At 71.1% G+C, this 22,056-nt stretch carries 23 protein-coding genes; 15 read left to right on the top strand and 8 right to left on the bottom strand.

Going from position 1 to position 22,056, the window contains the following annotated elements; genetic code table 11:
• Positions 1–10: 10 nt before the first annotated feature.
• Positions 11–526: a MarR family winged helix-turn-helix transcriptional regulator gene (locus ACFYST_RS27960; RefSeq protein ID WP_387637220.1), complete on the bottom strand. Its 516-nt coding sequence runs from the start codon at positions 524–526 to the stop codon at positions 11–13.
• A gap of 194 nt (positions 527–720) precedes the next feature.
• On the opposite strand from ACFYST_RS27960, the gene ACFYST_RS27955 reads away from it, so the two are divergent.
• Genes ACFYST_RS27955 through ACFYST_RS27930 form a run of 6 tightly spaced genes read left to right on the top strand, consistent with a single transcriptional unit; the run spans position 721 to position 5,747 of the window.
• The gene (locus ACFYST_RS27955; protein ID WP_387637217.1) at positions 721–1,713 is read left to right on the top strand and encodes an MBL fold metallo-hydrolase; all 993 of its coding nucleotides are present in this window, start codon (positions 721–723) and stop codon (positions 1,711–1,713) included.
• Positions 1,714–1,756: 43 nt separating this feature from the next.
• Positions 1,757–3,208 carry an ATP-binding protein gene (locus ACFYST_RS27950; RefSeq protein ID WP_387866253.1) on the top strand — a complete coding sequence of 484 codons (1,452 nt, stop codon included), beginning with the start codon at positions 1,757–1,759 and terminating at the stop codon, positions 3,206–3,208.
• A complete protein-coding gene (locus tag ACFYST_RS27945; protein WP_387637212.1) occupies positions 3,205–3,624 on the top strand; it encodes a roadblock/LC7 domain-containing protein in 420 nt (139 codons plus the stop codon). Before ACFYST_RS27950 ends, ACFYST_RS27945 begins: the two co-directional genes overlap by 4 nt.
• Positions 3,621–3,980, top strand: coding sequence for a DUF742 domain-containing protein (locus ACFYST_RS27940; RefSeq protein ID WP_387637210.1), 360 nt, complete (start codon positions 3,621–3,623; stop codon positions 3,978–3,980). Before ACFYST_RS27945 ends, ACFYST_RS27940 begins: the two co-directional genes overlap by 4 nt.
• Positions 3,958–4,575, top strand: a complete 618-nt coding sequence (locus ACFYST_RS27935) for an ATP/GTP-binding protein (protein WP_387866250.1) — start codon at positions 3,958–3,960, stop codon at positions 4,573–4,575. The genes ACFYST_RS27940 and ACFYST_RS27935 overlap by 23 nt, the downstream gene beginning before the upstream one ends.
• Entirely contained in the window at positions 4,572–5,747 is a 1,176-nt protein-coding gene (locus ACFYST_RS27930; RefSeq protein ID WP_387866248.1) for a cytochrome P450, read from the top strand. The genes ACFYST_RS27935 and ACFYST_RS27930 overlap by 4 nt, the downstream gene beginning before the upstream one ends.
• 169 nt (positions 5,748–5,916) lie before the next feature.
• Here the strand turns inward: ACFYST_RS27930 and ACFYST_RS27925 are convergent, their stop codons facing one another.
• The 4 genes from ACFYST_RS27925 to ACFYST_RS27910 all read right to left on the bottom strand — a co-directional run bounded on the left by ACFYST_RS27925 (position 5,917) and on the right by ACFYST_RS27910 (position 8,861).
• A complete protein-coding gene (locus ACFYST_RS27925) occupies positions 5,917–6,717 on the bottom strand; it encodes an AIM24 family protein (protein ID WP_387866245.1) in 801 nt (266 codons plus the stop codon).
• On the bottom strand, positions 6,717–7,367 hold the full coding sequence (locus ACFYST_RS27920; protein ID WP_387637204.1) for an AIM24 family protein: 651 nt from the start codon (positions 7,365–7,367) through the stop codon (positions 6,717–6,719). Before ACFYST_RS27920 ends, ACFYST_RS27925 begins: the two co-directional genes overlap by 1 nt.
• The gene (locus ACFYST_RS27915) at positions 7,367–8,005 is read right to left on the bottom strand and encodes an AIM24 family protein (protein WP_387637201.1); all 639 of its coding nucleotides are present in this window, start codon (positions 8,003–8,005) and stop codon (positions 7,367–7,369) included. The genes ACFYST_RS27920 and ACFYST_RS27915 overlap by 1 nt, the downstream gene beginning before the upstream one ends.
• Before the next feature lie 82 nt (positions 8,006–8,087).
• Positions 8,088–8,861: a DUF2127 domain-containing protein gene (locus tag ACFYST_RS27910; RefSeq protein WP_387866269.1), complete on the bottom strand. Its 774-nt coding sequence runs from the start codon at positions 8,859–8,861 to the stop codon at positions 8,088–8,090.
• A 161-nt stretch (positions 8,862–9,022) separates the two neighbouring features.
• Here ACFYST_RS27910 and ACFYST_RS27905 point away from each other — a divergent pair, with 161 nt between their 5' ends.
• Positions 9,023–9,352: a DUF3817 domain-containing protein gene (locus ACFYST_RS27905; protein WP_387638829.1), complete on the top strand. Its 330-nt coding sequence runs from the start codon at positions 9,023–9,025 to the stop codon at positions 9,350–9,352.
• Between the two features lie 83 nt (positions 9,353–9,435).
• On the opposite strand, the gene ACFYST_RS27900 is transcribed toward ACFYST_RS27905, so the two are convergent.
• The gene (locus ACFYST_RS27900; RefSeq protein ID WP_387637199.1) at positions 9,436–11,085 is read right to left on the bottom strand and encodes a M4 family metallopeptidase; all 1,650 of its coding nucleotides are present in this window, start codon (positions 11,083–11,085) and stop codon (positions 9,436–9,438) included.
• Between the two features lie 457 nt (positions 11,086–11,542).
• Between ACFYST_RS27900 and ACFYST_RS27895 the strand changes: the two genes are divergently transcribed.
• From ACFYST_RS27895 to ACFYST_RS27880, 4 genes are all read left to right on the top strand, one after another.
• Positions 11,543–12,082, top strand: a complete 540-nt coding sequence (locus ACFYST_RS27895; protein ID WP_387866242.1) for a MarR family winged helix-turn-helix transcriptional regulator — start codon at positions 11,543–11,545, stop codon at positions 12,080–12,082.
• Between the two features lie 20 nt (positions 12,083–12,102).
• On the top strand, positions 12,103–12,435 hold the full coding sequence (locus ACFYST_RS27890; protein WP_387866239.1) for a DUF3817 domain-containing protein: 333 nt from the start codon (positions 12,103–12,105) through the stop codon (positions 12,433–12,435).
• A 190-nt stretch (positions 12,436–12,625) separates the two neighbouring features.
• Positions 12,626–14,311: a methylmalonyl-CoA mutase gene (locus ACFYST_RS27885; protein ID WP_387637192.1), complete on the top strand. Its 1,686-nt coding sequence runs from the start codon at positions 12,626–12,628 to the stop codon at positions 14,309–14,311.
• 180 nt (positions 14,312–14,491) lie between these two features.
• Complete coding sequence (locus ACFYST_RS27880) at positions 14,492–15,361, top strand: sigma-70 family RNA polymerase sigma factor (protein ID WP_387866237.1); 870 nt, start codon at positions 14,492–14,494, stop codon at positions 15,359–15,361.
• Positions 15,362–15,368: 7 nt separating this feature from the next.
• On the opposite strand, the gene ACFYST_RS27875 is transcribed toward ACFYST_RS27880, so the two are convergent.
• Entirely contained in the window at positions 15,369–16,034 is a 666-nt protein-coding gene (locus tag ACFYST_RS27875) for a TetR/AcrR family transcriptional regulator (protein WP_387637187.1), read from the bottom strand.
• A gap of 341 nt (positions 16,035–16,375) precedes the next feature.
• Here ACFYST_RS27875 and trxA point away from each other — a divergent pair, with 341 nt between their 5' ends.
• From trxA to ACFYST_RS27855, 4 genes are all read left to right on the top strand, one after another.
• Positions 16,376–17,356, top strand: coding sequence for a thioredoxin (gene trxA / locus ACFYST_RS27870; RefSeq protein ID WP_387637184.1), 981 nt, complete (start codon positions 16,376–16,378; stop codon positions 17,354–17,356).
• A gap of 566 nt (positions 17,357–17,922) precedes the next feature.
• Complete coding sequence (locus ACFYST_RS27865) at positions 17,923–18,549, top strand: DUF6230 family protein (RefSeq protein ID WP_387637182.1); 627 nt, start codon at positions 17,923–17,925, stop codon at positions 18,547–18,549.
• 145 nt (positions 18,550–18,694) lie between these two features.
• Positions 18,695–19,258, top strand: coding sequence for a DUF6114 domain-containing protein (locus tag ACFYST_RS27860; RefSeq protein ID WP_387637179.1), 564 nt, complete (start codon positions 18,695–18,697; stop codon positions 19,256–19,258).
• Entirely contained in the window at positions 19,255–20,484 is a 1,230-nt protein-coding gene (locus ACFYST_RS27855; protein ID WP_387866234.1) for a hypothetical protein, read from the top strand. Before ACFYST_RS27860 ends, ACFYST_RS27855 begins: the two co-directional genes overlap by 4 nt.
• 87 nt (positions 20,485–20,571) lie before the next feature.
• Here ACFYST_RS27855 and pyk read toward each other — a convergent pair whose 3' ends face one another.
• Entirely contained in the window at positions 20,572–21,999 is a 1,428-nt protein-coding gene (gene pyk / locus ACFYST_RS27850; RefSeq protein WP_387637174.1) for a pyruvate kinase, read from the bottom strand.
• Between the last annotated feature and the right edge of the window lie 57 nt (positions 22,000–22,056).

Raw genomic sequence — 22,056 nt, 5'->3', positions numbered from 1 at the left:
GCGAGGCTGTTCAGCTCCGGCCGCGCAGCGCCCGCAGGTGCTCGGCGATCGGGGCGAGGGCGGCGTACATCGCGTCCAGCTGCTCGTCGGTGAGCCGGTCGACGAAGTGCTCGCGGACGCTGCGCACATGGTCGGGGGCGACCTTGCGCAGCGTCTCCCAGCCGTGCTCGGTCAGGTGTGCGTAAAGACCGCGGCGGTCTCCGGGGCACTCCTGGCGCAGCACCAGGCCGGCCGTCTCCATCCTGGTGATCTGGTGGGAGAGGCGGCTCTTGGACTGCATGGTGGAGGTGGCCAGGTCGGTCATCCGCATCCGGCGCTCGGGGGACTCGGAGAGGACGACGAGGATCTCGTAGTCGTTGATGGCGAGGTTGTGGGCCTGCAGTTCCCGGCTCAGCTGGTGTTCCAGCAGCTTGCCGACCTCCAGGTGGGCGCGCCAGAACCGCTGCTCACGCGCGTCCAGCCAGGGCGCGTCCTCCTCCGTGGGGGAGGCGGGGACCGCCGGCGCTTCGGTCACAGGAGTATTCATGTGATCGAGTATAGCCGACATTGTTCAATGTTGTACAAATTCACCCGTGGCGGAAGCGTGTAAGGACGGTGTGCTGCGGGCGGACTGATACGTACCCGCACCACCGCCCTGCCGCCTGGCCGGGGTTGAAACGAACATGCTCAATTACCGGGGTGCACTCGGCCGGTGACGGCATGTTAGGCATAATCGCGCCCATGACGACGCGGAGCGCGAACTTCCATTCGATAGCCGACGGCGTGTACGCCTGGCAGCCCGAGCAGCGCGGATGGGGCCTGGCCAACTGCGGCCTGGTCGCCTCCGGCCGCACCGCGCTGTGGATCGACACCCCGTACGACCGCAAGCTCGCCGGCCAGTTCCTGGACCGCACCCGCGGCGTCCTGCCCAAGGGCGTCACCGTCGACCGGATCGTCGTCACCCACGCCAACGGCGACCACATGTGGGGCGCCGGCGTCCTGCCCGACGCCGAACTCATCACCACCCACGAGGCGCTGCACCACATCGCCTACGAGCCGAGCCCCGAGCAGCAGCACGCCCTGCTGCAGAGCCTCGACCCGGCCACCGACACCGGCTCCTACCTGCACGAGCACTTCGGGTGCTTCGACTGGGCCGACACCCCGCCGATCCAGCCCGACACCGTCTTCACCGGCGAACTCGAACTGCGCGTCGGCGACATCCCGGTGCAGATCAGCAGCCTCCCGCCGGCCCACACCAGCGGCGACCTGATCGTCCACCTGCCCACCCGCTCCACCGTGTTCACCGGCGACATCGTGTTCGGCTCCACCGCCGACCGCCCCGGCGACCACCCCGTGCACTGGGCCGGCCCGCTCGGCAACGTCATCGACGCCGTCGAACGCGTCCTCGCCACCGGCGCCGAGACCATCGTCCCCGGCCACGGCCCGCTGCTCACCCGCTACGACCTGCGCGCGCACGCCGAATACCTCGGCCACGTCCGCGACCGCGCACACGCCCTGCACGCCGCCGGCATCCCGGCCGGCGAGGCCGCGCGCACCGTCATCGACGAACGCCGCTACCCCGAACTCGGCCTGCCCGAACGGCTGCTGATCACCATCGCCACCGAATACCGGCACCTCGACGGCAGCGAACCGCCCGCCATGATGGAGGTCTTCGGCCGGATGGCCGGCTTCGCCCGGCAGCGCGGCGCCGAAACCGCCGCCAGCACCGCCTGACCCCCGCCCCGCGCCGACGACACCCCCCGAGGACCCGATGGTCGTGATCCTGTACGTCCTGGCCGGCGCCGCCCTGGCCGCAGGACCCCTGCTCTGGCTCCTCCGCCGCGCCGCCCAGGACACCCAGGCCGCCGAACGGCGCGCCACCGAAGCCGACACCTCGGCCCGCGCGGCCACCGCCCGCACCGAGACCGCCGAACAGCGCGCCCGCGCCGCGGACAGCACCGCCCGCGCCGCCGACGCCGTCGCCTCGGCCGCCGAAGCCCGCGCCGAGGCGGCCGAGGAACGCGCCCGCGCCGCCGACACCTCGGCCCGCACCGCGGAGGCCCAGCGCACCGTCGCCGAGACCCGGTACGCCGCCGCCCTGCGCGAACTCGGCCACCTCGCGCACGAGCGGCTGCCCGCCGCCACCACCGCGCTCACCCACCCCCGGACGCCCGTCCCCGGGCCGCTCGACACCACCGGCGGCACCGAGGAACTCCACCACGCCCTGGACACCGCGCTCACCGCCGCCGTCCGGGCCGTGCTCGCCGAACGCGACCGCACCGACGCCGCCGCCCGGGCCGCGCTGCGCGGCGCCGCGTCCAAGATCCAGGCCCTGCTGATCCAGGTCCGCTCGCTGCTGGAGGAGATCCAGCTCAGCGTCGACGACCCGCGACTGCTGGCGCTCGACTTCCGCAACGAACTGACGCTGCGCCGGGTCCAGTCCCTCGCGGTGCTCTCCGGCGCCTGGCCCGGCATGACCCGGGAGGCCTCGCCGCTCGCCGAACTCTGCGTCGGCGCGCAGTCCCGGGTGGCCGGCTACGCCCGCATCGAGATCACCAACCACCTGCGCGAACCCCGCCTCGCGGTGGCCGCGCGGGCCGCCGAACCCGTCGCCATCGCGCTCGCCGAGATCCTCGGCAACGCCACCGCCTACTCCCACCCCGAGACCCGGGTGGTGGTCTCCATCGAACAGGGCAGCTCCGGCGCCCTCGTGGTGGTCGACGACATGGGCGTCGGCATGGAACCCGACCAACTGGAGCGGTCCGGCGACCTGCTGGACGGCCAGGCCGAGGTCCTGCTCACCGAACTCGGCGACCCGCCGCAGGCAGGCTTCGCCGTGATCGGCCTGCTCTGCCGACAGTTCGGCTTCGGCTGCCGGGTCGAACCGTCCCCGTACGGCGGGGTGCGCGCCATCCTGCGACTGCCCGCCGACCTGCTCACCCTGACCGACCCGGCCGCCCCGCTCTCCGCGCTCGCCCCCCGCCCGATCACCCAGACCACACCGGTGTTCGACGCCGGCGACGCGCTGCCCACCCGCAAGCGCCGCAGCCCGCGCGTCCCGCAGCAGGACGCGCCGTCCCCCCTCCCGTCCCCGGCGGGCAGCACCCCCGACCGGGCCCGATCCGCGTGGTCGGCCCTGCAGTCCGGCACCCTCGCAGGCCGCAGCGCCGTCCACCACAACCCGGGCCCCGACGGACCCGCCGCACCCGAAGGAGTCGAAGCCCCGTGACCACCCAGCTCCGCCGCCACACCGAGGACCTCTCCTGGGTCCTCACCCCGCTGCTCGACCTGCCCGGCGTGCAGAACGCCGTCATCGCCACCGGGGACGGCCTGGTCACCGGCCACTCCGCCGACCTCGGCCGGGACAGCGCCGACCGGGTCGCCGCGATGACCGCCTCGCTGCACGCCGCCGCCCGCGCCTTCACCGTCGCCTTCACCGAGGCCGACCAGGTCCGGCTCACCCAGACCGTCGTCGAGTCCGACCTCGGCTACGCCGTCGTCACCCCGGCCGGCGCCAACTCCTCGCTCGCGGTGTTCGCCGTCCCCGGCGCCGACCTCGGCACCATCGCCTACCAGATGCAGGTCCAGGTCGCCGCGCTCGCCAGAGCCCTCGCCAGCCCCGCCCGGGAGGCGAGCGGGACATGACCACACCCAGCGGACCGCACCGCCGACTCGTTCCCGCCTACCTCGCCACCCAGGGCCGCGACCTCGCGCCCGGCAAGCACAGCCTGGACCGGCTCAGCATCCTGCACGCCGCCGCCGACCTCCCCGCCGGACTCGGCGGCGAACACCGCCAGTTATGGGAACTGGTCCGCCCCGGCGCGCTGACCGTCGCCGAGGCGGCCGCCCACCTCCGGCTCCCGGTCAGCGCGACCGTCTTCATCGTCGCCGACCTGGCCGAGCGCGGCGCCCTCAAGGTGCGCGCGCCGATTCCCTCCGCCCAGCCGGTCAACCGGGACCTCGCCGAAAGGCTCCTCAGTGGACTTCGCGCCCTCAAGTAGCACGGGCAGCAGCCCCGTTTACCTCCCCGCCACCGACCCGATCCTGATGAAACTCATGGTCACCGGGCCGTTCGGGGTCGGGAAGACCACCTTCGTGCGCTCGCTGTCGGAGATCCCGACACTGCACACCGAGGAGACCATGACCGCCCAGGGCATCCCGGTCGACGACACCGCCCGGATCCCCGGCAAGACCGCCACCACCGTCGCCGTCGACTTCGGACGACTCACCCTGCCCGGCGGCGACCTCGTCCTCTACCTGTTCGGCACCCCCGGCCAGCGCCGCTTCCTGCCGCTCTGGGAAGACCTCGCCCGCGGCGCCCTCGGCGCACTGATCCTCGCCGACACCCGCCGCCTCGCCGACGCCTTCGACGCCATGGACCTCATCGAGGAAGCCGGCCTGCCCTACGCGGTCGCCGTCAACCGCTTCCCCGACACCCCGCCGATCGAACTCGACAAGATCCGCGCCGCGCTCGACCTCGACCCGGCCACCCCGCTGATCGAATGCGACGCCCGGGAACGCGCAGGCTGCCTGGACGCCCTGATCGCCCTCACCGAGCACGTCCTGGACCGCCTCCCGCAGGAGACCGCCCAATGACCCGCACCGCCCTCTACGGGCCGCAGTTCGCCGCCCAGCCGCACGCCCACTACGCCCGGCTGCGCGACCGCGGCCCGCTCGCGCCCGTCGAACTCGCCCCCGGCATCGACGCCTGGCTGGTCACCGACTACCACGTCGCCCTGGAAGTCCTCCGCGACACCGACACCTGGACCCGCGACTCCCGCGTCTGGCAGGCCACCCAGCCCGCCGACTCCCCGATCATGCCGATGCTCGGCTGGCGCCCCACCGCACTCTTCAACGACGGCGCCACCCACGCCCGCTACCGGCAGGTCATCACCGACAGCGTCGGCATCATCGAACCCCACCTGCTGCAACGCGACACCACCGCCGTTGCCGAACAGCTCATCTCCGAATTCGCGCACACGGGCAAGGCCGACATCCTCGCCCAGTACGCCTACCGGCTCCCGCTGCTCATCCTCTGCTCCTGGTACGGCATCCCCGACCAGGACCTCGACCGGATCAGCGCCGCGATGAACGACTCCTTCGAATCCTCCACCGGCGCCATTGCCGCGTACGCCGACCTGGTCGCCGTCATCACCGGCCTGGTCGCCGAACGCCGCACCGCACCCCGGCACGACCTGATCTCCGCCTTCATCAACCACCCCGCGCGACTCGGCGACGACGAGGTCGTCCGGCACATCACCCTCACCCTGATGGCCGGCCACGAACCCACCGCCAACCTCACCGCCAACGCGCTGCTCCGCATGCTCTCCGACGACCGCTACGCCGGCTCCCTGCACAGCGGCGCGCTCAGCGCGCACGACGCGGTCAACGAAGTCCTCTGGACCGACCCCCCGCTCTCGAACTTCGCCCCGCACTACACCCGGCGCAACATCGTCTTCCACGGCACGCCGATCGCCCCCGACCAGCCCGTGCTGATCTCCTACGCCTCCGCGAACGCGCAGGCCGCGCTCCCTCCCTCGGAGAGCGAGTCCCTCGGCGGCTCCTACGCCCACCTCGCCTGGGGCGCCGGCCCGCACCGCTGCCCCGCCCGCCAGCCCGCGGTCCTGATGGCCGTCACCGCGATCGAACACCTCATCAGCCGCCTCACCGACCTCCGGCTCGCCGTCCCCGCCGACCAGATCCTCTGGCGCCAGGGCCCGGTCCACCGGGCACTGGTCTCCCTCCCGGTCGAGTTCACAGCCCTGTAAGGGGGATGCACCACCAGGGGCGCGGGGAACTGCGCGAAGCGGAAGGATCCGACCGCGAGATCGCGACGCAGGACAGTGACTTGCACGTGCTCGCGACCTGACCGTGGGGCCGGCGCTTGTCGCGCAGTTCCCCGCGCCCCTGGTGGTGCTCTCCCTGGTTCTCGCGCCCTTACAGCCCGAATCGGCGGCCGAGCTCCCCGAGCCCCGGAATCGCCTGCGTGGTGTGCTGCTGGTGCGGGACCGCCGACTGTTCGCCGACGACGCCGACCGACTTCTCGGCCATCACCGTCTCCGACGATTGCATCAGCACCTGCCCGGCCCCGATGAACTCGAACTGGTGCTCCTCGCCGCTCGCGCCGCCGATCCCGGTCAGGTGCCGGATGCCGCCGAGGACGCCGTGCAGGTAGCTGTGGTCGTAGTGGTGGCAGGGGGCGGGGCAGTCGGCCCAGCCGACCAGGGCCTCGGGGTCGACCCGTAGCGGGGGTTCGACGAAGTGCACGGGGCCGTTGGACGCGGCGACGAACTTGCCGGTGCCGATCAGGGTGAGGAACCCGGGGATGATCGACTGCTTGAGTCGCAACGTCGGCTCGAAAGCCAGCAGGTTGCCGGACCGGACGGTCAGGTTGCCGTCCTCCAGGTCGTAGGAGTTGAGGTCGTACGCGCGGTCGGCGAGCAGCAGCTTGCCGCGTCCCTCGGCAACGACCCAATCCGACGCGTGCAGTGGGGAGTTGAAGTTCTGTTCGAGGACCCGGTCGAGGACTCCGCGGCCGATCCCGGAGAAGCGCATCTCGCCGTAGTAGGCGATCATCTTGCCCTTCTGCAGGTAGTACGCGCCGTTCAGGTCCACCGAGAAGCAGTACGGGTTGACGTTGTCGTTGACAGGCAGGGTGTGCGGGTCCCAGACCTGCGGGCCGTCGGCGCCGGGGGGCTGCATCAGCGGGGCGTGGGACGGGGGAGGGGGGTAGGACATCAGAGCTTCACCTCGCTGGCCTGCACGTACACCATGCCGTGTCCGGAGAGTTCGAGCTGGAAGGCCTCGCCGGAGCCGCGGCCGATCATGTCGCGCCAACCGAGCGCGCTGGAGAGCTTGTTGGTGACCTGGCCGCGGTGTGCGACGTAGGCCTGCGGGTCGACGTGGACGGGTGCTCCGGGGGAGATGGGGAGTTCGACGACGCCGCCGTGGGCGAGCATGGCGACCGCGCCCTTGCCGCTGAGCTGGGTGGTGAACAGCCCTTGCCCGGTGACCTGGCCGCGGACCACGCCCATCAGGCCGCCCTGCTGTCCCATGAACATGGTGGACTGCTGGAGGCTGCCCTCGAAGGCGAGCAGCCGGTCGGCCTCGACGTACAGGGTGTCGCCGGCCAGGTCGACGACGTGCACGTGGTGGCCGCCGTGGCCGAACATCACGGTGCCGTGGCCCTCGACGGTCATCAGTGGGGTGTCCTCGTTGGCCACCCGGCGTCCGATCATCGACATGACGCCGCCCTGGCCGCCCATCAGGTTGGGCTTGAAGGTGACTTCGCCGGTGTAGCCGAGCATCGCGCCGCGCTGGGAGAGGATCCGCTGGCCCGGGAACACCTGGGCGGAGACCATCTTGTGGTTGATCAGGGTGAAGGCCATCAGGCGTCGCCTCCGAAGGTCAGGCGCTCGGAGGGCTGGACGTAGACCAGCCCGTCGCCGGTGAACTCGACCTGCATGGCCTCGCCGCCGCCCTCGCCGATCAGCGTGGTCCAGCCGGCGCCGGACTTGAGGGCGCGGTTCAGGTTGCCGGTGTGCGCGACGTACGCGCCGGGGTCGACCCGCAGCGGCAGGCCCTGGGCGACCCGGAGTATCACCGCGGGGCCGTGCGAGGTGACGGCGGCCCAGCCGTGGCCCTCGACCTTGGTGGTGAACAGGCCGTTGCCGCTCGCCATCCCGTTCAGGCCGGTGAAGGAGGTGCCGGTGCGCAGCGACGCCTCGGTGCAGAGCAGGTTGTCGGACTCGACGAACAGCGTCTCGCCGTTCAGCCGGACCAGATTGATCTCGGTGGCCTTGTCGGCGAAGTAGCAGGTGCCCTGCCCCTTCACCTCCATGACCTCCATGCGCTCGCCGGTGAGCCGGCGGGTGACCATGCCGCGCAGGCCGTCGCCGCCGCCGGTGAGCTTCTTGAAGCCCATCTGCCCGGTGTAGGCGACCATCGAGCCGTTGCGTGCCTTGACGGTGTCCCCGGCGAGATCGACGGCGAGGACCTTTGACCCCTGGAGTCGGAACTGTGCCACGTTGGGGAATGTAGCGGCCCCCGCCCCGGTGTGGGGAGAGGGCCGGGCGAGCCGGTACGGAACCGGCACATCGGACGCGTCGTCAGGCGGCCTGCGGCAGCGCCCCGGCGGAGGTCTCGACCTCCAGCAGCGAGGCGGAGTGCCGCTCGGCCTCGAACGCGACGACGCCGCCGCGCAGGCCGAACAGCCGCTTGGAGAGCATGATCCAGAGCACCGCGGCGATGTTCAGCAGCAGCGTGCAGATCTTCAGCACGCTGACGTGCTCGGTGAGTTCGTAGACCTCCAGCGGCAGGAACGCGGCGGTGGCGACCACGGTCAGGTACTCGGCCCAGCGCTGCCCCCACCACAGGCCGAACGCCTCGACGATCTCGACCAGCGCGTAGACCACGAGCGCGGCGGCGACGTAGATCAGGGTGTTGTGCTGGTAGTCGAAGGTCTTGCGGATGGTGTCGACGATCGGCGAGTGGTCGAGGTCGTAGTGGAAGTGGTCGGTGACCGGCTTGAAGACGGTGAGGTTCTCGTCGAAGATCCGGCGCACCGCGTCCTGGCTGTTGGAGAACTTCCACACCGCCCAGGCGGCGATCACGATCAGCACGCCGCGCAGCAGCCGTTCGACGGCCAGGAAGCGCAGGATGAACAGGTCGCGCAGGGCCTTGCCGCGGGGCACCAGCGGCGCCTCGTCGGCGGGGCCGGAGCCGTGCGGCTCGCCGAGCGCGAAGTCACCGCAGCGCAGGCAGCGCCAGGCGGTGCCGAGGGCGGTGGTGGCGTGCAGCCGCTCGCGCAGGTCGGTCTCGTCGGGCGCGTAGGTGATGTGGCCGCGCCGGGCACAGGTGTGCCGGTCCCAGTCTCGTCTCAGCATAGTGTGCTTCCCCCCGTTGCTCTGCGGGCCTGCTGTTCAGGCCGCGCGCAGCACAGCAGGATAGGGGGTCCGGGGTCGGCCGCGACGGCGGGTCGGTGATAATAGGTCTGGTTTGTGCATCCGTTCACAAACCCAGCCGCCCGACGTGCCTGTGAGGAATCCCCGTGAAGAGCATCGCCGCCGTCCACCGTCTGCGCCTGGTCTCCGGCCCCGAGGGGCTGTCCTTCATCCTGCTGCTGATCTGCTCGGTGCTGAAGCGCACCACGAGCTTCAACGCGGTGCCAGTGATGGGCATGGTGCACGGCGTGCTGTTCGTGCTGTACGTGGTCTTCCTGGTGCAGGCGTACCAGGCCCGCCGCTGGGAGCCGAAGCGCGCCCTGCTGATGTTCGTGCTGTCGGTGCTGCCCACCGGCGGGTTCTTCGCCGAGCGGATGCTCGCCAAGGAGGAGCGCGGCGAGCTGGACGCGGCGAAGCCGGCCACCGCCTGACGTCAGGACAACGTGGTGCGCGGCGGTCGGGCCTCTTCGTGGGAGGCCCGACCGCCGCGAGCTTTTGTGCTACCCGGTGGGGGTCAGTTCACGTTGACGCCGGTCCAGGCCGCCGCCACCGCGTTGTACTGGGTGGAGGTGGCGCCGTACAGGTCCTTCGCCGCGTTCAGGGTCGCGGTGCGCGCGGCCTTGTAGTTGGTGGTGGAGGTCATGTAGACGGTCAGCGCCCGGTACCAGATCTGCGCGGCCTGGTCCCGGCCGATGCCGGTGACGGCGGCGCCGCTGTAGGTGGGCGAGTTGTAGCTGACGCCGTTGATGGTCTTGGCGCCGCTGCCCTCGGCCAGCAGGTAGAAGAAGTGGTTGGCGACGCCCGAGGAGTAGTGGACGTCCTTGCTGCCGACGGTGGAGGACCAGTAGTCGGCGGACGCGCCGTCCTTGGAGGGCTTGTCCATGTAGCGCAGCGGCGTGCCGTTGCCGTTGATGTTGATCAGCTCGCCGATCAGGTAGTCCGGCACGTCCTTCGACAGGTTGGCGTAGAACTCCACCATGGAGCCGAAGATGTCGGAGGTCGCCTCGTTCAGGCCGCCGGACTCGCCCGAGTAGTTCAGGCCGGCGGTGTTGGAGGTGACGCCGTGGCTCATCTCGTGGCCGGAGACGTCCAGTTCGGTCAGCGGGTGGGTGTTGGACGCGCCGTCGCCGTAGGTCATGCAGAAGCAGCTGTCGTCCCAGAAGGCGTTGACGTAGTTGCTGCCGTAGTGGACCCGGCTGTACGCGCCGACACCGTCGTTGCGGATGCCGTTGCGGCCGAAGGTGTTCTTGTAGAAGTCCCAGGTGACGGCCGCGCCGTACTGGGCGTCCACCGCCGCGGACTCCTTGTTGGAGGCCAGGCCGTTGCCCCAGGAGTTGGTGGTCTTCGAGTACAGGGTGCCGCTGCCGGAGGTCTTGCCCGCCAGCGTGGTCGTGTACTGGTTGCCGCGGGTGGCGTCCTTCAGCGTGTAGGTGCTGCCGGTCAGCGTGGTGGTCAGCGAGACGTTGCCGACGAAGACGCCGTTGCCGGTGCCGGTCGCGTTGGCGGTCTGGATCTCCTCGTGGGTGGAGAGGATCTCGCCGGTGTTCGCGTCGGTGACCAGCTTCTGGCGGCTCGGGGTGCCGTCGGCCCGCATGCCCTCGACGGTGGTGCGGTAGGCCAGGCGCGGGGCGCCGTCGGCGGCCCAGACCACCAGCTCGGAGTTGCCGGTGGCGCCGGAGACCGAGGTCAGGGCGGCCTCGTCGGCGTCCTTGGTGATGCCGACGGTGGACTGCACCGCGCCGGTCGCCTTGCCGGCGGCCTGGGCGGCCGTCAGCTTCGGGCTCAGCGAGGCGGGGGCCAGGCTGCCGGAGACGGCCTTGTCGGAGGAGCGGACCTGGCCCTTGGCGTCCTGGTGCACGACCAGGTCGCCGCCGAGCACGGGCAGCCCGTTGAAGGTGCGCTCGTAACGGAGGTGGCGGGTGCCGTCGGCGTCGACGATGGCGTCCTTGACCACCAGCTTCTCCTGGGCGCCGAGGCCGAGGGCCTTGGCGGCGGAGGGAGCCTGCCCGGCGGCCATCGCCAGCAGTTCGGCGCGCTGCTGGCCCGGGGCGTTCTGCGCGGCCGGGTTGGGGGCGGCCTGGGCGATCCCGGCACTCACCTGGATCGCACCGGCCAGCAGGGCAGAGGCAGAGAGAACGGCTCCGACAGCGAGCTTTCGCTTCACGTACGGGTTCCTTCCGGGATGAACCGCATGTGCGGTCGCACCACGTTCCGGGGCACTGGGGGTAGTGCCTGCTGGGGCGGAGGCGGGTGCTGACGTGCAGCTCCGTGCGGTCTGGCGACGTCGCCGGTGGGGTGGGCCGGCTTGTCGAACGGGGCTGGGCAGAAGCATGACAATCGTTCAAATCCCGGAACAGGACCCCGGCAACAATTGGCAAACTCTCGCCAGACCCCCGGCAATGGAACGGTCAGGAAATCGGAGGTTTCGCCGCGAACCATGCGGTGCGGGCTGGGACTCGGCCCAACTCCCGTGTTTTCACTGAATAGTGACGGATTATCCGGTGTTAATTGCGGGAGTACGGTGGCGGTTGTCTGTTTGGCGTGATCCCGCCAACGGGTGGCCTTGTTCAGCATCGTGGACACCTGCTACCCGCGCCCCGGACCGCAGGTACGGTGGGGTCGTGCCCAAGCCCCTCGCTCTCGACTTCGACCCGATCGCCCGCGCCGACGAACTCTGGACCCGCCGCTGGGGCAAGGTGCCGGCGATGGCGGCGATCACCTCGGTGATGCGCGCCCACCAGATCCTGCTGGCCCGGGTCGACGCGGTGGTCAAGCCCTACGGCCTGACCTTCGCCCGCTACGAGGCCCTGGTGCTGCTCACCTTCAGCCGCTCCGGCGAACTCCCGCTGTCCAAGATCGGCGAGCGGCTGATGGTGCACCCCACCAGCGTCACCAACACCGTCGACCGCCTGGAGCGCGCCGGACTCGTCGCCCGCCGCCCCAACCCGCTCGACGGCCGCGGCGTCCTCGCGGCCATCACCGGGCGCGGCCGCCAGGTCGTCGAACGCGCCACCCGCGACCTGATGGCCGTCGAGTTCGGCCTGGAGGGCTACGACGAGGACGACTGCCGCGAGGTGTTCGAACTGTTCCGCCCGCTGCGGGTGGCGGCCGGCGACTTCGACCTGCCACAGCCGCAGGGCCACGACCGGGAGCACCCGTAGGGCCGGTTACCCTCGATGGCATGAAGCAGAGTGTGCTCACCCGCTACCGTGCCATGGCCTACATCACCGGCGTCCTCCTGATCCTGCTCACCATCGGGGTGATCGCCAAGTACGCCCTGGACATGTCGGGCGCCGCCGGCTTCACCACCGCCGTCGGCGTCGCGCACGGCTGGCTGTACGTGATCTACCTGGTGCTCGCCTTCGACCTCGGTACCAAGGCCAAGTGGCCGATCGGCAAGCTCGCCTGGGTCCTGCTGGCCGGCACCATCCCCACCGCCGTGTTCTTCGTCGAGCGCAAGGTCAGCCGCGAGGTCGCCCCGCTGATCGCCGCGCCGGAGCCCACCGCCGCCTGACCGCCACCGCGCGCACCAGCTCTGCCGGGCGCCCCTCCCCACACCGGGAGGGGCGCCCTTTCGCGTTTCGGACTGCCGTTCGGAGGACGGGCATCGACAGGTAGTAGGACGTCCGAGTAAATTAGTAGGACATCCAAGTAGTTGTGCCGCCCACCCACCGGGGCGGCCGCACGGAGCGGAGTCGGAGCCGATGGACGCCGAGCAGATCGAAGCCGGCCGGCAGCGCTGGCAGCAGCGGTACGACAAGGCGCGCAAGCGCGACGCCGACTTCACCACGCTGAGCGGCGAGACCGTCGAACCCGTCTACGGCCCGCCCGCCGGTCAGGAGGTCGAGGGCTTCGAGCGGATCGGCTGGCCCGGCGAATACCCCTACACCCGCGGCCTGCACCCCACCGGCTACCGCGGCCGCGCCTGGACCATCCGCCAGTTCGCCGGCTTCGGCAACGCGCAGCAGACCAACGAGCGCTACCGGATGATCCTCGACGCCGGCGGCGGCGGCCTCTCCGTCGCCTTCGACATGCCGACCCTGATGGGCTACGACTCCGACGACGCCAAGTCGCTCGGCGAGGTCGGCCACTGCGGCGTCGCCATCGACAGCGCCGCCGACATGGAGGTGCTGTTCGCCGGCATCCCGCTCGGCGAGGTCACCACCTCGATGACCATCTCCGGCCCCGCCGTCCCGATCTTCTGCATGTACCTGGTCGCCGCCGAACGCCAGGGCGTCGACCCCGCCGTCCTCAACGGCACCCTGCAGACCGACATCTTCAAGGAGTACATCGCGCAGAAGGAGTGGCTCTTCGCCCCCGAGCCCCACCTGCGCCTGATCGGCGACCTGATGGAGCACTGCGCCAAGGGCATCCCCGCCTACAAGCCGCTCTCCGTCTCCGGCTACCACATCCGCGAAGCCGGAGCCACGGCCGCCCAGGAACTCGCCTACACCCTCGCCGACGGCCTCGCCTACGTCGAACTCGGCCTCTCCCGCGGCCTCGACGTGGACGTCTTCGCCCCCGGCCTGTCGTTCTTCTTCGACGCCCACCTCGACTTCTTCGAGGAGATCGCCAAGTTCCGCGCCGCCCGCCGGATCTGGGCCCGCTGGATGCGCGACCACTTCGGCGCCAAGACCGACAAGGCGCAGTGGCTGCGCTTCCACACCCAGACCGCCGGCGTCTCGCTCACCGCCCAGCAGCCGTACAACAACGTGGTCCGCACCGCGGTCGAGGCCCTCTCCGCCGTCCTCGGCGGCACCAACTCGCTGCACACCAACGCCCTCGACGAGACCCTCGCCCTCCCCAGCGAGCAGGCCGCCGAGATCGCGCTGCGCACCCAGCAGGTGATCATGGAGGAGACCGGCGTCACCAACGTCGCCGACCCGCTCGGCGGCTCCTGGTACGTCGAGGCGCTCACCGACAAGATCGAGGCGCAGGTCGAGGAGATCTTCCAGCGCATCCTGGACAAGGGCAGCGCCGAGCACCCGATCGGCCCGATGACCTCCGGCATCCTGCGCGGCATCGAGGAGGGCTGGTTCACCGGCGAGATCGCCGAGGCCGCCTTCCGCTACCAGCAGGGCGTCGAGAAGGGCGACAAGCGCGTGGTCGGCGTCAACTGCCACCCCCGCAGCGTCACCCCCGAACTCGAAATTCTCCGCGTCAGCCACGAGGTCGAACGCGAGCAGGTCCGCGTCCTCGGCGCCCGCAAGTCGCAGCGCGACGAATCCGCCGTCCGGGCCGGCCTCGACGCGATGCTCGACGCTGCCCGCTCCGGCACCAACATGATCGAACCGATGCTCCAGGCCGTCCGCGCCGAAGCCACCCTCGGCGAGATCTGCCACGCCCTGCGCGACGAGTGGGGCACGTACCGCGAGAACGCCAGCTTCTGAGTGGAGCAGGCAAACAGGGGCGCGGGGAACTGCGCGCAGCGGGAGGCACCCACCAGCAAGATCGCGACGCAGGACAAGGACCTGCACTTGCTCGCGACCTTGCGGATGTGACTTGCGCTTGTCGCGCAGTTCCCCGCGCCCCCGGTTGTGCTCCGGCTGCCTTCGGAAGGAACGTGACGAATGACCGCAGAAACACTTCTCGCCGCGCGTTTCGAGTCGCACCGGCCCAGGTTGCGGGCCGTCGCGTACCGGATGCTGGGCTCGCTGGGTGAGGCCGAGGACGCGGTGCAGGAGGCGTGGTTGCGGCTGGACCGCCATGCGGAGGAGGTGGAGAACCTCGGCGGCTGGTTGACCACGGTGGTGTCGCGGGTGTGTCTGAACGAGCTGCGCAGCCGCTCGCGGCGGCGGGAGGAGGAGCTGGACACCCAGGTGCCGGATCCGGTGCTGGCCGCGCCGGAGCGGGACGATCCGGAGACGGCGGCGCTGCTGGGGGACCAGGTCGGGTTGGCGTTGCAGGTGGTGCTGGGGACGCTGGGCCCGTCGGAGCGGCTCGCGTTCGTGCTGCACGACCTGTTCGCGGTGCCGTTCGAGGAGATCGCGGCGCTGTTGGAGAAGTCCCCGGCGGCGGTGCGGCAGCTCGCGAGTCGGGCGCGCAAGAAGGTGAAGGAACAGGCGCCGGAGCCGGACCGCGACCCGGCGGCCCAGCGCGGCGCCGTGGAGGCGTTCCTGGCGGCGGCCCGGGAGGGTGATTTCGACGGCCTGGTGCGGGTGCTGGCGCCGGACGCGGTGCTGCGTTCGGACGGCGGCGCGCTGGCGGAGCTGACCAGGGTGCTGCGCGGTGGCGCGGCGATCGCCGCCTCCGCGGTGGGGTTCCGGAAGCTGGCGCCGTTCGCGCGGCTGGTGCTGGTGAACGGCGCCTACGGCGTGCTGACGGTCCGGGAGGGCCGTCCGGTGTCGGTGATGGCGTTCACCGTGGTGGGCGGCCGGGTGGCGCGGATCGACGTGCTGATCGACCCGGAGCGGCTGGCGTCCCTGGAGCTGCCGGGCTGAGCGTCCGTCAACGCAGCAGCCCCGGGAAGGGGTTGAGCAGCAGGGTGGTGAAGCGGCGGATCCAATCCTCGGTGACGGGTTCGCCGCTGACCAGCAGCCGGTGTTCGACGGTGCCGGCGATGATGTCGAAGACGATGTCGGTCTCCTCGTCGGCGCTGGCCGGGTCCCGGTCGGGGTCCATCTCGCCGCGGGCCTGGGCGTTGGCCCGGCCGAGCTGGACGAGGACCTTCTGCGGCTGGACGATCCGTTCCCGGATGCGGCGGCGCAGTTGGAGGTCGCGGGAGCCCTCGGCGAACAGGGCGAGCAGGGCGGCCTGGGTCTCGGGGCGGTTGAGGAGCTCGGCGAACCGGGCGACCACGGCCTCGATGTCGGCCTGCAGGCTGCCGAGGTCGGCGCATTCGAGCTGGTCGAAGAGGCTGGCGATGGCGTCGACGACGAGTTCGCTCTTGGACGGCCAGCGGCGGTAGAGGGTGGTCTTGGCGACGCCGGCGCGCTGGGCGACGTCGCCCATGGTGAGTCCGCCCCAGCCGAGTTCGGCGAGTGCCTCGCGGGTGGCGTCCAGGATGGCCTGGTCGGCGGCGGCGCTGCGGGGGCGGCCCTTGCCGCGGGTGGGCGGCGGGGTGACGGCCGGTGGGTCCGGCTGCTCGGCGGGCTGCCGGGTGGTGGGGGCCACCGCGCCTCCTCAGCGAATTTACTCAGAAGTAACTTGGTGGCCCCACGGTAGCGACCTGCGGCGCTGCCCGATACCCGCCCCGGGTCGGAAAGTGGGGCAGCTCACGCTCCGGGAGGGCGGTTGGGGCTTGCGGGGGGAGCCCGTCCGGCAGATACGCTACGACCAGTAGCGAAAGAGCGACGACCAACGCGCCCTGCCCTCTGGGATCGGGCTGGCGCGGGGCGCGGATGGGGATCCGCGCCCGAACGGACCGGGCTCCGCCGGGAGAGGCGGGCGTCCCGGTTTCGGCATTTCCGGGCGGATGGCGTCCGGTACCGGCTCCGGCGGGGGAGGATAGAGCCATGCAGTCACGGAATTCGCGTCTCAACAGCTCCGCCCTGCGCGGTGCGGTGGACCTCGCCGCGGTGAAGGCGGCCGGAGAGGCCGCCCAGAAGGCGGAGCAGACCCGGGCCGAGCGGGCCCGGCAGGCGGCGGCGGGCGACGGCCCGGCGCTCGCGGACTACCCCCTGGTGCTGGACGTCACCGAGGACACCTTCGAGTCGGAGGTGGTCCAGCGCTCGGCCGAGGTCCCCGTGGTGGTGGACTTCTGGGCCGAGTGGTGCGGCCCGTGCAAGCAGCTCAGCCCGATCCTGGAGCGCCTCGCCGAGGAGTACGCCGGCCGGATCGTGCTCGCCAAGATCGACGTGGACGCCAACCCGCTGATCGCCCAGCAGTTCGGCATCCAGGGCATTCCGGCCGTGATGGCCGTGGTCGCGGGCCAGCTGGTGCCGCTGTTCCAGGGCGCCGAGAACGAGTCGAACGTCCGCAAGGTGATCGACCAGCTGATCGCGGTCGCCGAGCAGCGCTTCGGCATCGTCGGCGGCTCCGGTGCGGGCGCTTCGGACGCCGAAGCCGCCCCGCGGGTGCCGGCCGACCCGGCGCTGGAGGCCGCGCACGACGCGCTGGACCGGGGCGACCTGGGCGGCGCGGTGCAGGCGTACCGGAACGTGCTGAGCGAGCGGCCCGGCCACGTCGAGGCCAAGCTCGGCCTGGCCCAGGCGCAGCTGCTGCAGCGGGTGGAGAAGCTCGACCCGCAGCAGGTGCGCGCGGACGCGGCGGCCGACCCGAAGGACGTGCAGGCCCAGCTGCGGGCGGCCGACCTGGACCTGGTCGGCGGGCACGTCGAGGACGCCTTCGGCCGCCTCGTGTCCACCGTCGCGAAGACCTTCGGCGACGACCGGGACGCCGCGCGGCTGCGCCTGCTGGAGCTGTTCGAGGTGATCGGCCCCGACGACCCGCGCACCGTGGCGGCCCGTCAGGCGCTGGCCCGGGTGCTGTTCTGACAGCCGTTCCGACGGCACTGGGTGACACGTTCGGTGACCTGCGGTGTCGTCGGTGATTTGACGACTTTCACGGGTAATCCGGGCAGGTTTACCAAATCTTGATAACACCCCTCCTTCGTCACGGCGAGTGATGAAGGAGGGGTGTTTTGCCTTCGTTTGCCAGGGTCACGGCTCTGGCGGCCTGCGTCTTCCGTCACTCTGCGCAGTCGCGCCTTCGATCCCCTGAGCGAACGCGTTCACTGTTGGATTACCCGTCAGTAACGCACCCCTTGTGCTCCGCCCGGTATTCGAGCACGATCGGCGACGCCCGGTCCCTTCGTCACGAAGGGTCCCCACCGGGTGAGGGCAGGGGGGTAACCGCAGATCCCACGCGGCGGTTCCTGGCCTCGGCGGTCGCGCAGCCCGCGCGTTCGCACGGTTGTCGCTCGGGGGTGATCGCCGACGCCGTCCCCACGGCATCAGGCGCTCTCCGCTACCGAGGACGTAGCTCTCTCCCATTTCGGGCCGAACCATGTGCGGGACGCACCGGACCGGCCGGAGATGTACGTCCTAGAAGGAGGACTCGCATGTCCACGTCTTACGGCAAGACCCGCTGGAAGCGCTTCGCCCTGGTGATGGTGCCGAGCGTCGCGGCCACCGCCGCGATCGGCATCTCCCTGGCCAACTCCGCGCTGGCGGCCTCGTTCGCGGTCTCCGGCCAGCAGTTCAAGGTCACCGTCGACCAGCTGCACGGCGAGAACTTCTCGCAGTTCGGTGGCGTCGACATGGAGGCCAACCACACGCCGCACCCGGTCGCCATCTCGGCGTTCGACCACGCGACCCTGCAGAACCTGTGCCAGTCGGTCGTCACCGACCTCGGCCCGCTCGGCAAGTGGACCCTGGTCCTCAAGGCCGGCGACCAGAAGCCGGTCGACGCGCAGCAGCTGCTGATCGACATGAACCAGCTGAACGCCGACGCCGAGTTCCACAGCATCAACATCGGCCAGGACGCCAGCACCCTGCAGGGTACGGCCATCGACAAGCTGAAGAAGGACGGCGGCTCCCTGCCGTCCGGCGCGCAGGGCTTTGCCCAGTCCGCCAAGTCCGCGGACCTGTCCAAGGTCCAGCAGACCGCCTGGGCCACCTCGGCGGGCACCTTCACGCTGCCGAACCTGCACCTGAACATCAACCAGGGTGTCAACGAGTGCTACTAGTCCGTGACTGACGGCCCGTCAGTCGGGCCGGACGGCGGACCCCCGGTCCGAGGGAGCGGCAGCGCGCCGCTCCCTCGGGCCGCACCCCGGCATACCCGGGGCCATCCGTATTTCCCCCTCGGACCCACCATCGAGGAGTCGCACCATGTCCAGCGCAACCGTCGAGGCCTGGCCCGAGGGCCCGGCCGGCTTGGCCAGCCGAGGCCGGCGAGGGTTCCGCGCCTGGCGGCGCACCCGGCCGTTCTGGGGTGGCCTGCTGGCCGTGTTCGCCGGCGTCCCGATCCTGTACTTCCCGTACGCCCATCTCAGCCTGAACGGCCTGACGGTGGCGATGGCCACCACCGCCGGCGCCGGCTCGCTGCTGATCGGCATCCTGATGATGGTGCTCGGCATCACCGTCTGGTTCCAGCCGATGGTGCGGATCTTCTGCGGGGTGGCGACCACCATCCTGGCGCTGATCTCCATCCCGGTCTCCAACCTGGGCGGCTTCGGATTCGGCGTGGTGCCCGGCCTGATCGCCGGTGGCCTGCTGGCCTCCTGGGCGCCGCTGCCGGAGCCGGCCGCCGGGCCGGAGACCGCCGAGATGGCGGCCGAGGCGACCGTCGCGGACGCCGCGCCGACCGCGCAGCTGCCCGCGCAGGCCGTCGCCGAGCAGCCGCCGGCGCAGGGCACCACACCGACAGCGAGTCCGGAGGGGGAGCGGCCGTGACCGACTCGGAGAAGCCGGCGGTTCCCGGCCCGCGGCACGCGGTGCCACGGGAGGGCGTGCGGTCCCGGCTGCGCGGGCGGGCGCTGGCGATCGCCGCCGTGCCGACCGCGCTGCTGGTCGGCGCCGCCTACACGCCGACCCTGGCGGTCGCGGCCGACCCGCAGTCCGGCGCCTGCGCGAGCAGCCCGGACACCGTGCTCAAGGAGACGCCCGTCCCGAAGAGCGAGATCAAGGTGCAGCCGGACTCCTCGGTGAGCGAGGCGGCGGTCGTGCAGTCCGGGCAGGCGCCCGCGGGCAGCGCCGCCGCGGTGCCGGCGGTGTTCACCGGCTCGGCCGGTGTGCAGTCCGCCGCCTTCGTGACGCCCAGCACCGGCGGCGCGGCCGGCGGCGGGGTGCAGCAGGCCGGCGTGATCGACGACTGGTGGAACAAGCTGACCCACCCGAGCACCGCCCCGTCGGCCACGCCCGGGGCCGCGACCACCGCGCCCGCCACCCCGAGCCCCAGCGCGAAGCCGTCCGCCGAGCCGAGCCCCTCGGCGACCGGGCAGCCGGCCGCCGAGACGCCCGGCACGCCGGAGGCCCCGGCCACCGAGGGTTCGAAGGCGCCGACCAAGGCGCCGTCGACCAAGGCGCCGTCCACCAAGGCGCCGAAGCCGTCCAGCTCGGCCTCGGCCTCGGACGACCCGAACTGCCTGGTGAGCACCCGCGGCCTGGCCGCGAAGGCCGCGCCCAAGGGCCACGTGGTGCCGGACCAGAACTGGGTGCTGCACTCGACCCGGCTGGCGCTGCACGGCTCGGTGTTCAACGGCGTCTACGACGTCACCACGGAGAGCGGCACCAAGCGGGTGCTGAAGTTCACCACCGACAGCGTCGACATCGAGAACCTGGACATGTCGACCATCCAGATCCCGGGCCTGACCTTCCACGTGAAGAGCCGTCAGGGATCGACCTCCACCATGCGCAACGGCCCGATCACCATGTACGTGGAGAGCCTGTCCGGCCACCTGGCGGAGATCTACGGCCTGCCGATACCGATCGACCTGGGCCAGATCACGCTGACCCCGGACACCCTGCCGAAGTGGCTGTGGGACCTGCTGGGCGCGGTGCCGATCCCGCTGGACCTGACCCTCACCGGCGCCAAGACTGTGCAGGCCGGCCAGTTCGGTGGCGACCTGAACATTCCGGGCATGCGGCTCTTCAACGACAAGGAGCCGTACGACGGTTGAGCCGTCGTCACAGTTGTCGCGCGGACGCCCGCAGGGGCGGGACCCGGTCTCCCGGGTCCCGCCCCTGCGGGTTTTCCGCGCTGCGGCTCAGCGGCCGCGGGTGCCCAGGTGGTGGACCTGGACCATGTTGGTGGTGCCGGGGACGCCGACCGGCACGCCGGCGGTGACGATCACGGTGTCGCCCTCGGTGAGGCGGCCGAGCTTCACCAGCTCGCGGTCGACCTGCTCGACCATCGCGTCGGTGGTGGCCACCTGCTCGGTGACGTACGCCTCGACGCCCCAGCTCAGCGAGAGCTGGTTGCGGGTGGCGACGTCCGGGGTGAACGCGATCACCGGGATCGGCGAGCGGTAGCGGGACAGCCGGCGAGCGGTGTCACCGGACTTGGTGAAGGCGATCAGCGCCTGGCCGTTGAGGAAGTCGCCCAGCTCGCACGCGGCGCGGGCGACCGAGCCGCCCTGGGTGCGCGGCTTGCGGCCCGGGTTGAGCGGCTGGAGGCCCTGCGAGAGCATTTCCTCCTCGGCCTTCTCGGCGATCCTGCTCATGGTCTTGACGGTCTCGACCGGGTACTTGCCGACGCTGGACTCGGCGGACAGCATCACCGCGTCCGCGCCGTCCAGGATCGCGTTGGCGACGTCGGAGACCTCGGCGCGGGTCGGGCGCGAGGCGTGGATCATCGACTCCATCATCTGGGTGGCGACGATCACCGGCTTGGCGTTCCGGCGGGCCAGGGTGACCAGCTGCTTCTGGACCAGCGGCACCTTCTCCAGCGGGTACTCGACCGCCAGGTCGCCGCGGGCCACCATGATCGCGTCGAAGGCGAGGACGATCTCCTCCATCGCCTCGACGGCCTGCGGCTTCTCGATCTTGGCGATGACCGGCACACGAATGCCGACCTCATCCATGACCTTGTGGACGTCCTCGATGTCCGCGGCGTTGCGGACGAAGGACAGCGCGATCATGTCGACGCCCAGTCGCAGGGCGAAGCGCAGGTCGTCCTTGTCCTTCTCGGACAGCGCGGGCACGTTGACCGCCGCGCCGGGCAGGTTGATGCCCTTGTTGTTGGAGAGCACGCCGCCCTCGACGACCACGGTCTTCACCCGCGGGCCGTCGACGCTGACGACCTCCAGGGCGATGACGCCGTCGTTGATCAGGATCGGGTCGCCGGGCTTCACGTCGCCGGGCAGGCCCTTGTAGGTGGTGCCGCAGATGTGCTGGTCACCGGGGACGTCCTCGGTGGTGATGGTGAACGTGTCGCCGTTGTCAACGGTCACCGGGCCGTTGGCGAAAGTCGCCAGACGGATCTTGGGGCCCTGCAGGTCGGCCAGCACGCCGATGGTGCGGCCGGTGTCCTCCGACACCTGGCGGACGCGGCGGTACCGGTCCTCGTGCTCGGCGTGGGAGCCGTGGCTCATGTTCAGTCGGGCGACGTTCATGCCCGCTTCGACGATGGCCTTCAGCTGTTCGTAGGAGTCCGTGGCAGGACCCAGGGTGCAGACAATTTTCGCTCGGCGCATATCCGTCAGTCTATCCGTTCGTGTTATCGGTGTATTCGACTCGAATCGTCAGATATC

The organism is Kitasatospora sp. NPDC004614, from assembly GCF_042873675.1.
GTDB lineage: Bacteria > Actinomycetota > Actinomycetes > Streptomycetales > Streptomycetaceae > Kitasatospora.
The sequence above is the reverse complement of the archived record's forward strand: the minus strand, read 5'-3'. Positions and strand labels throughout refer to the sequence as shown.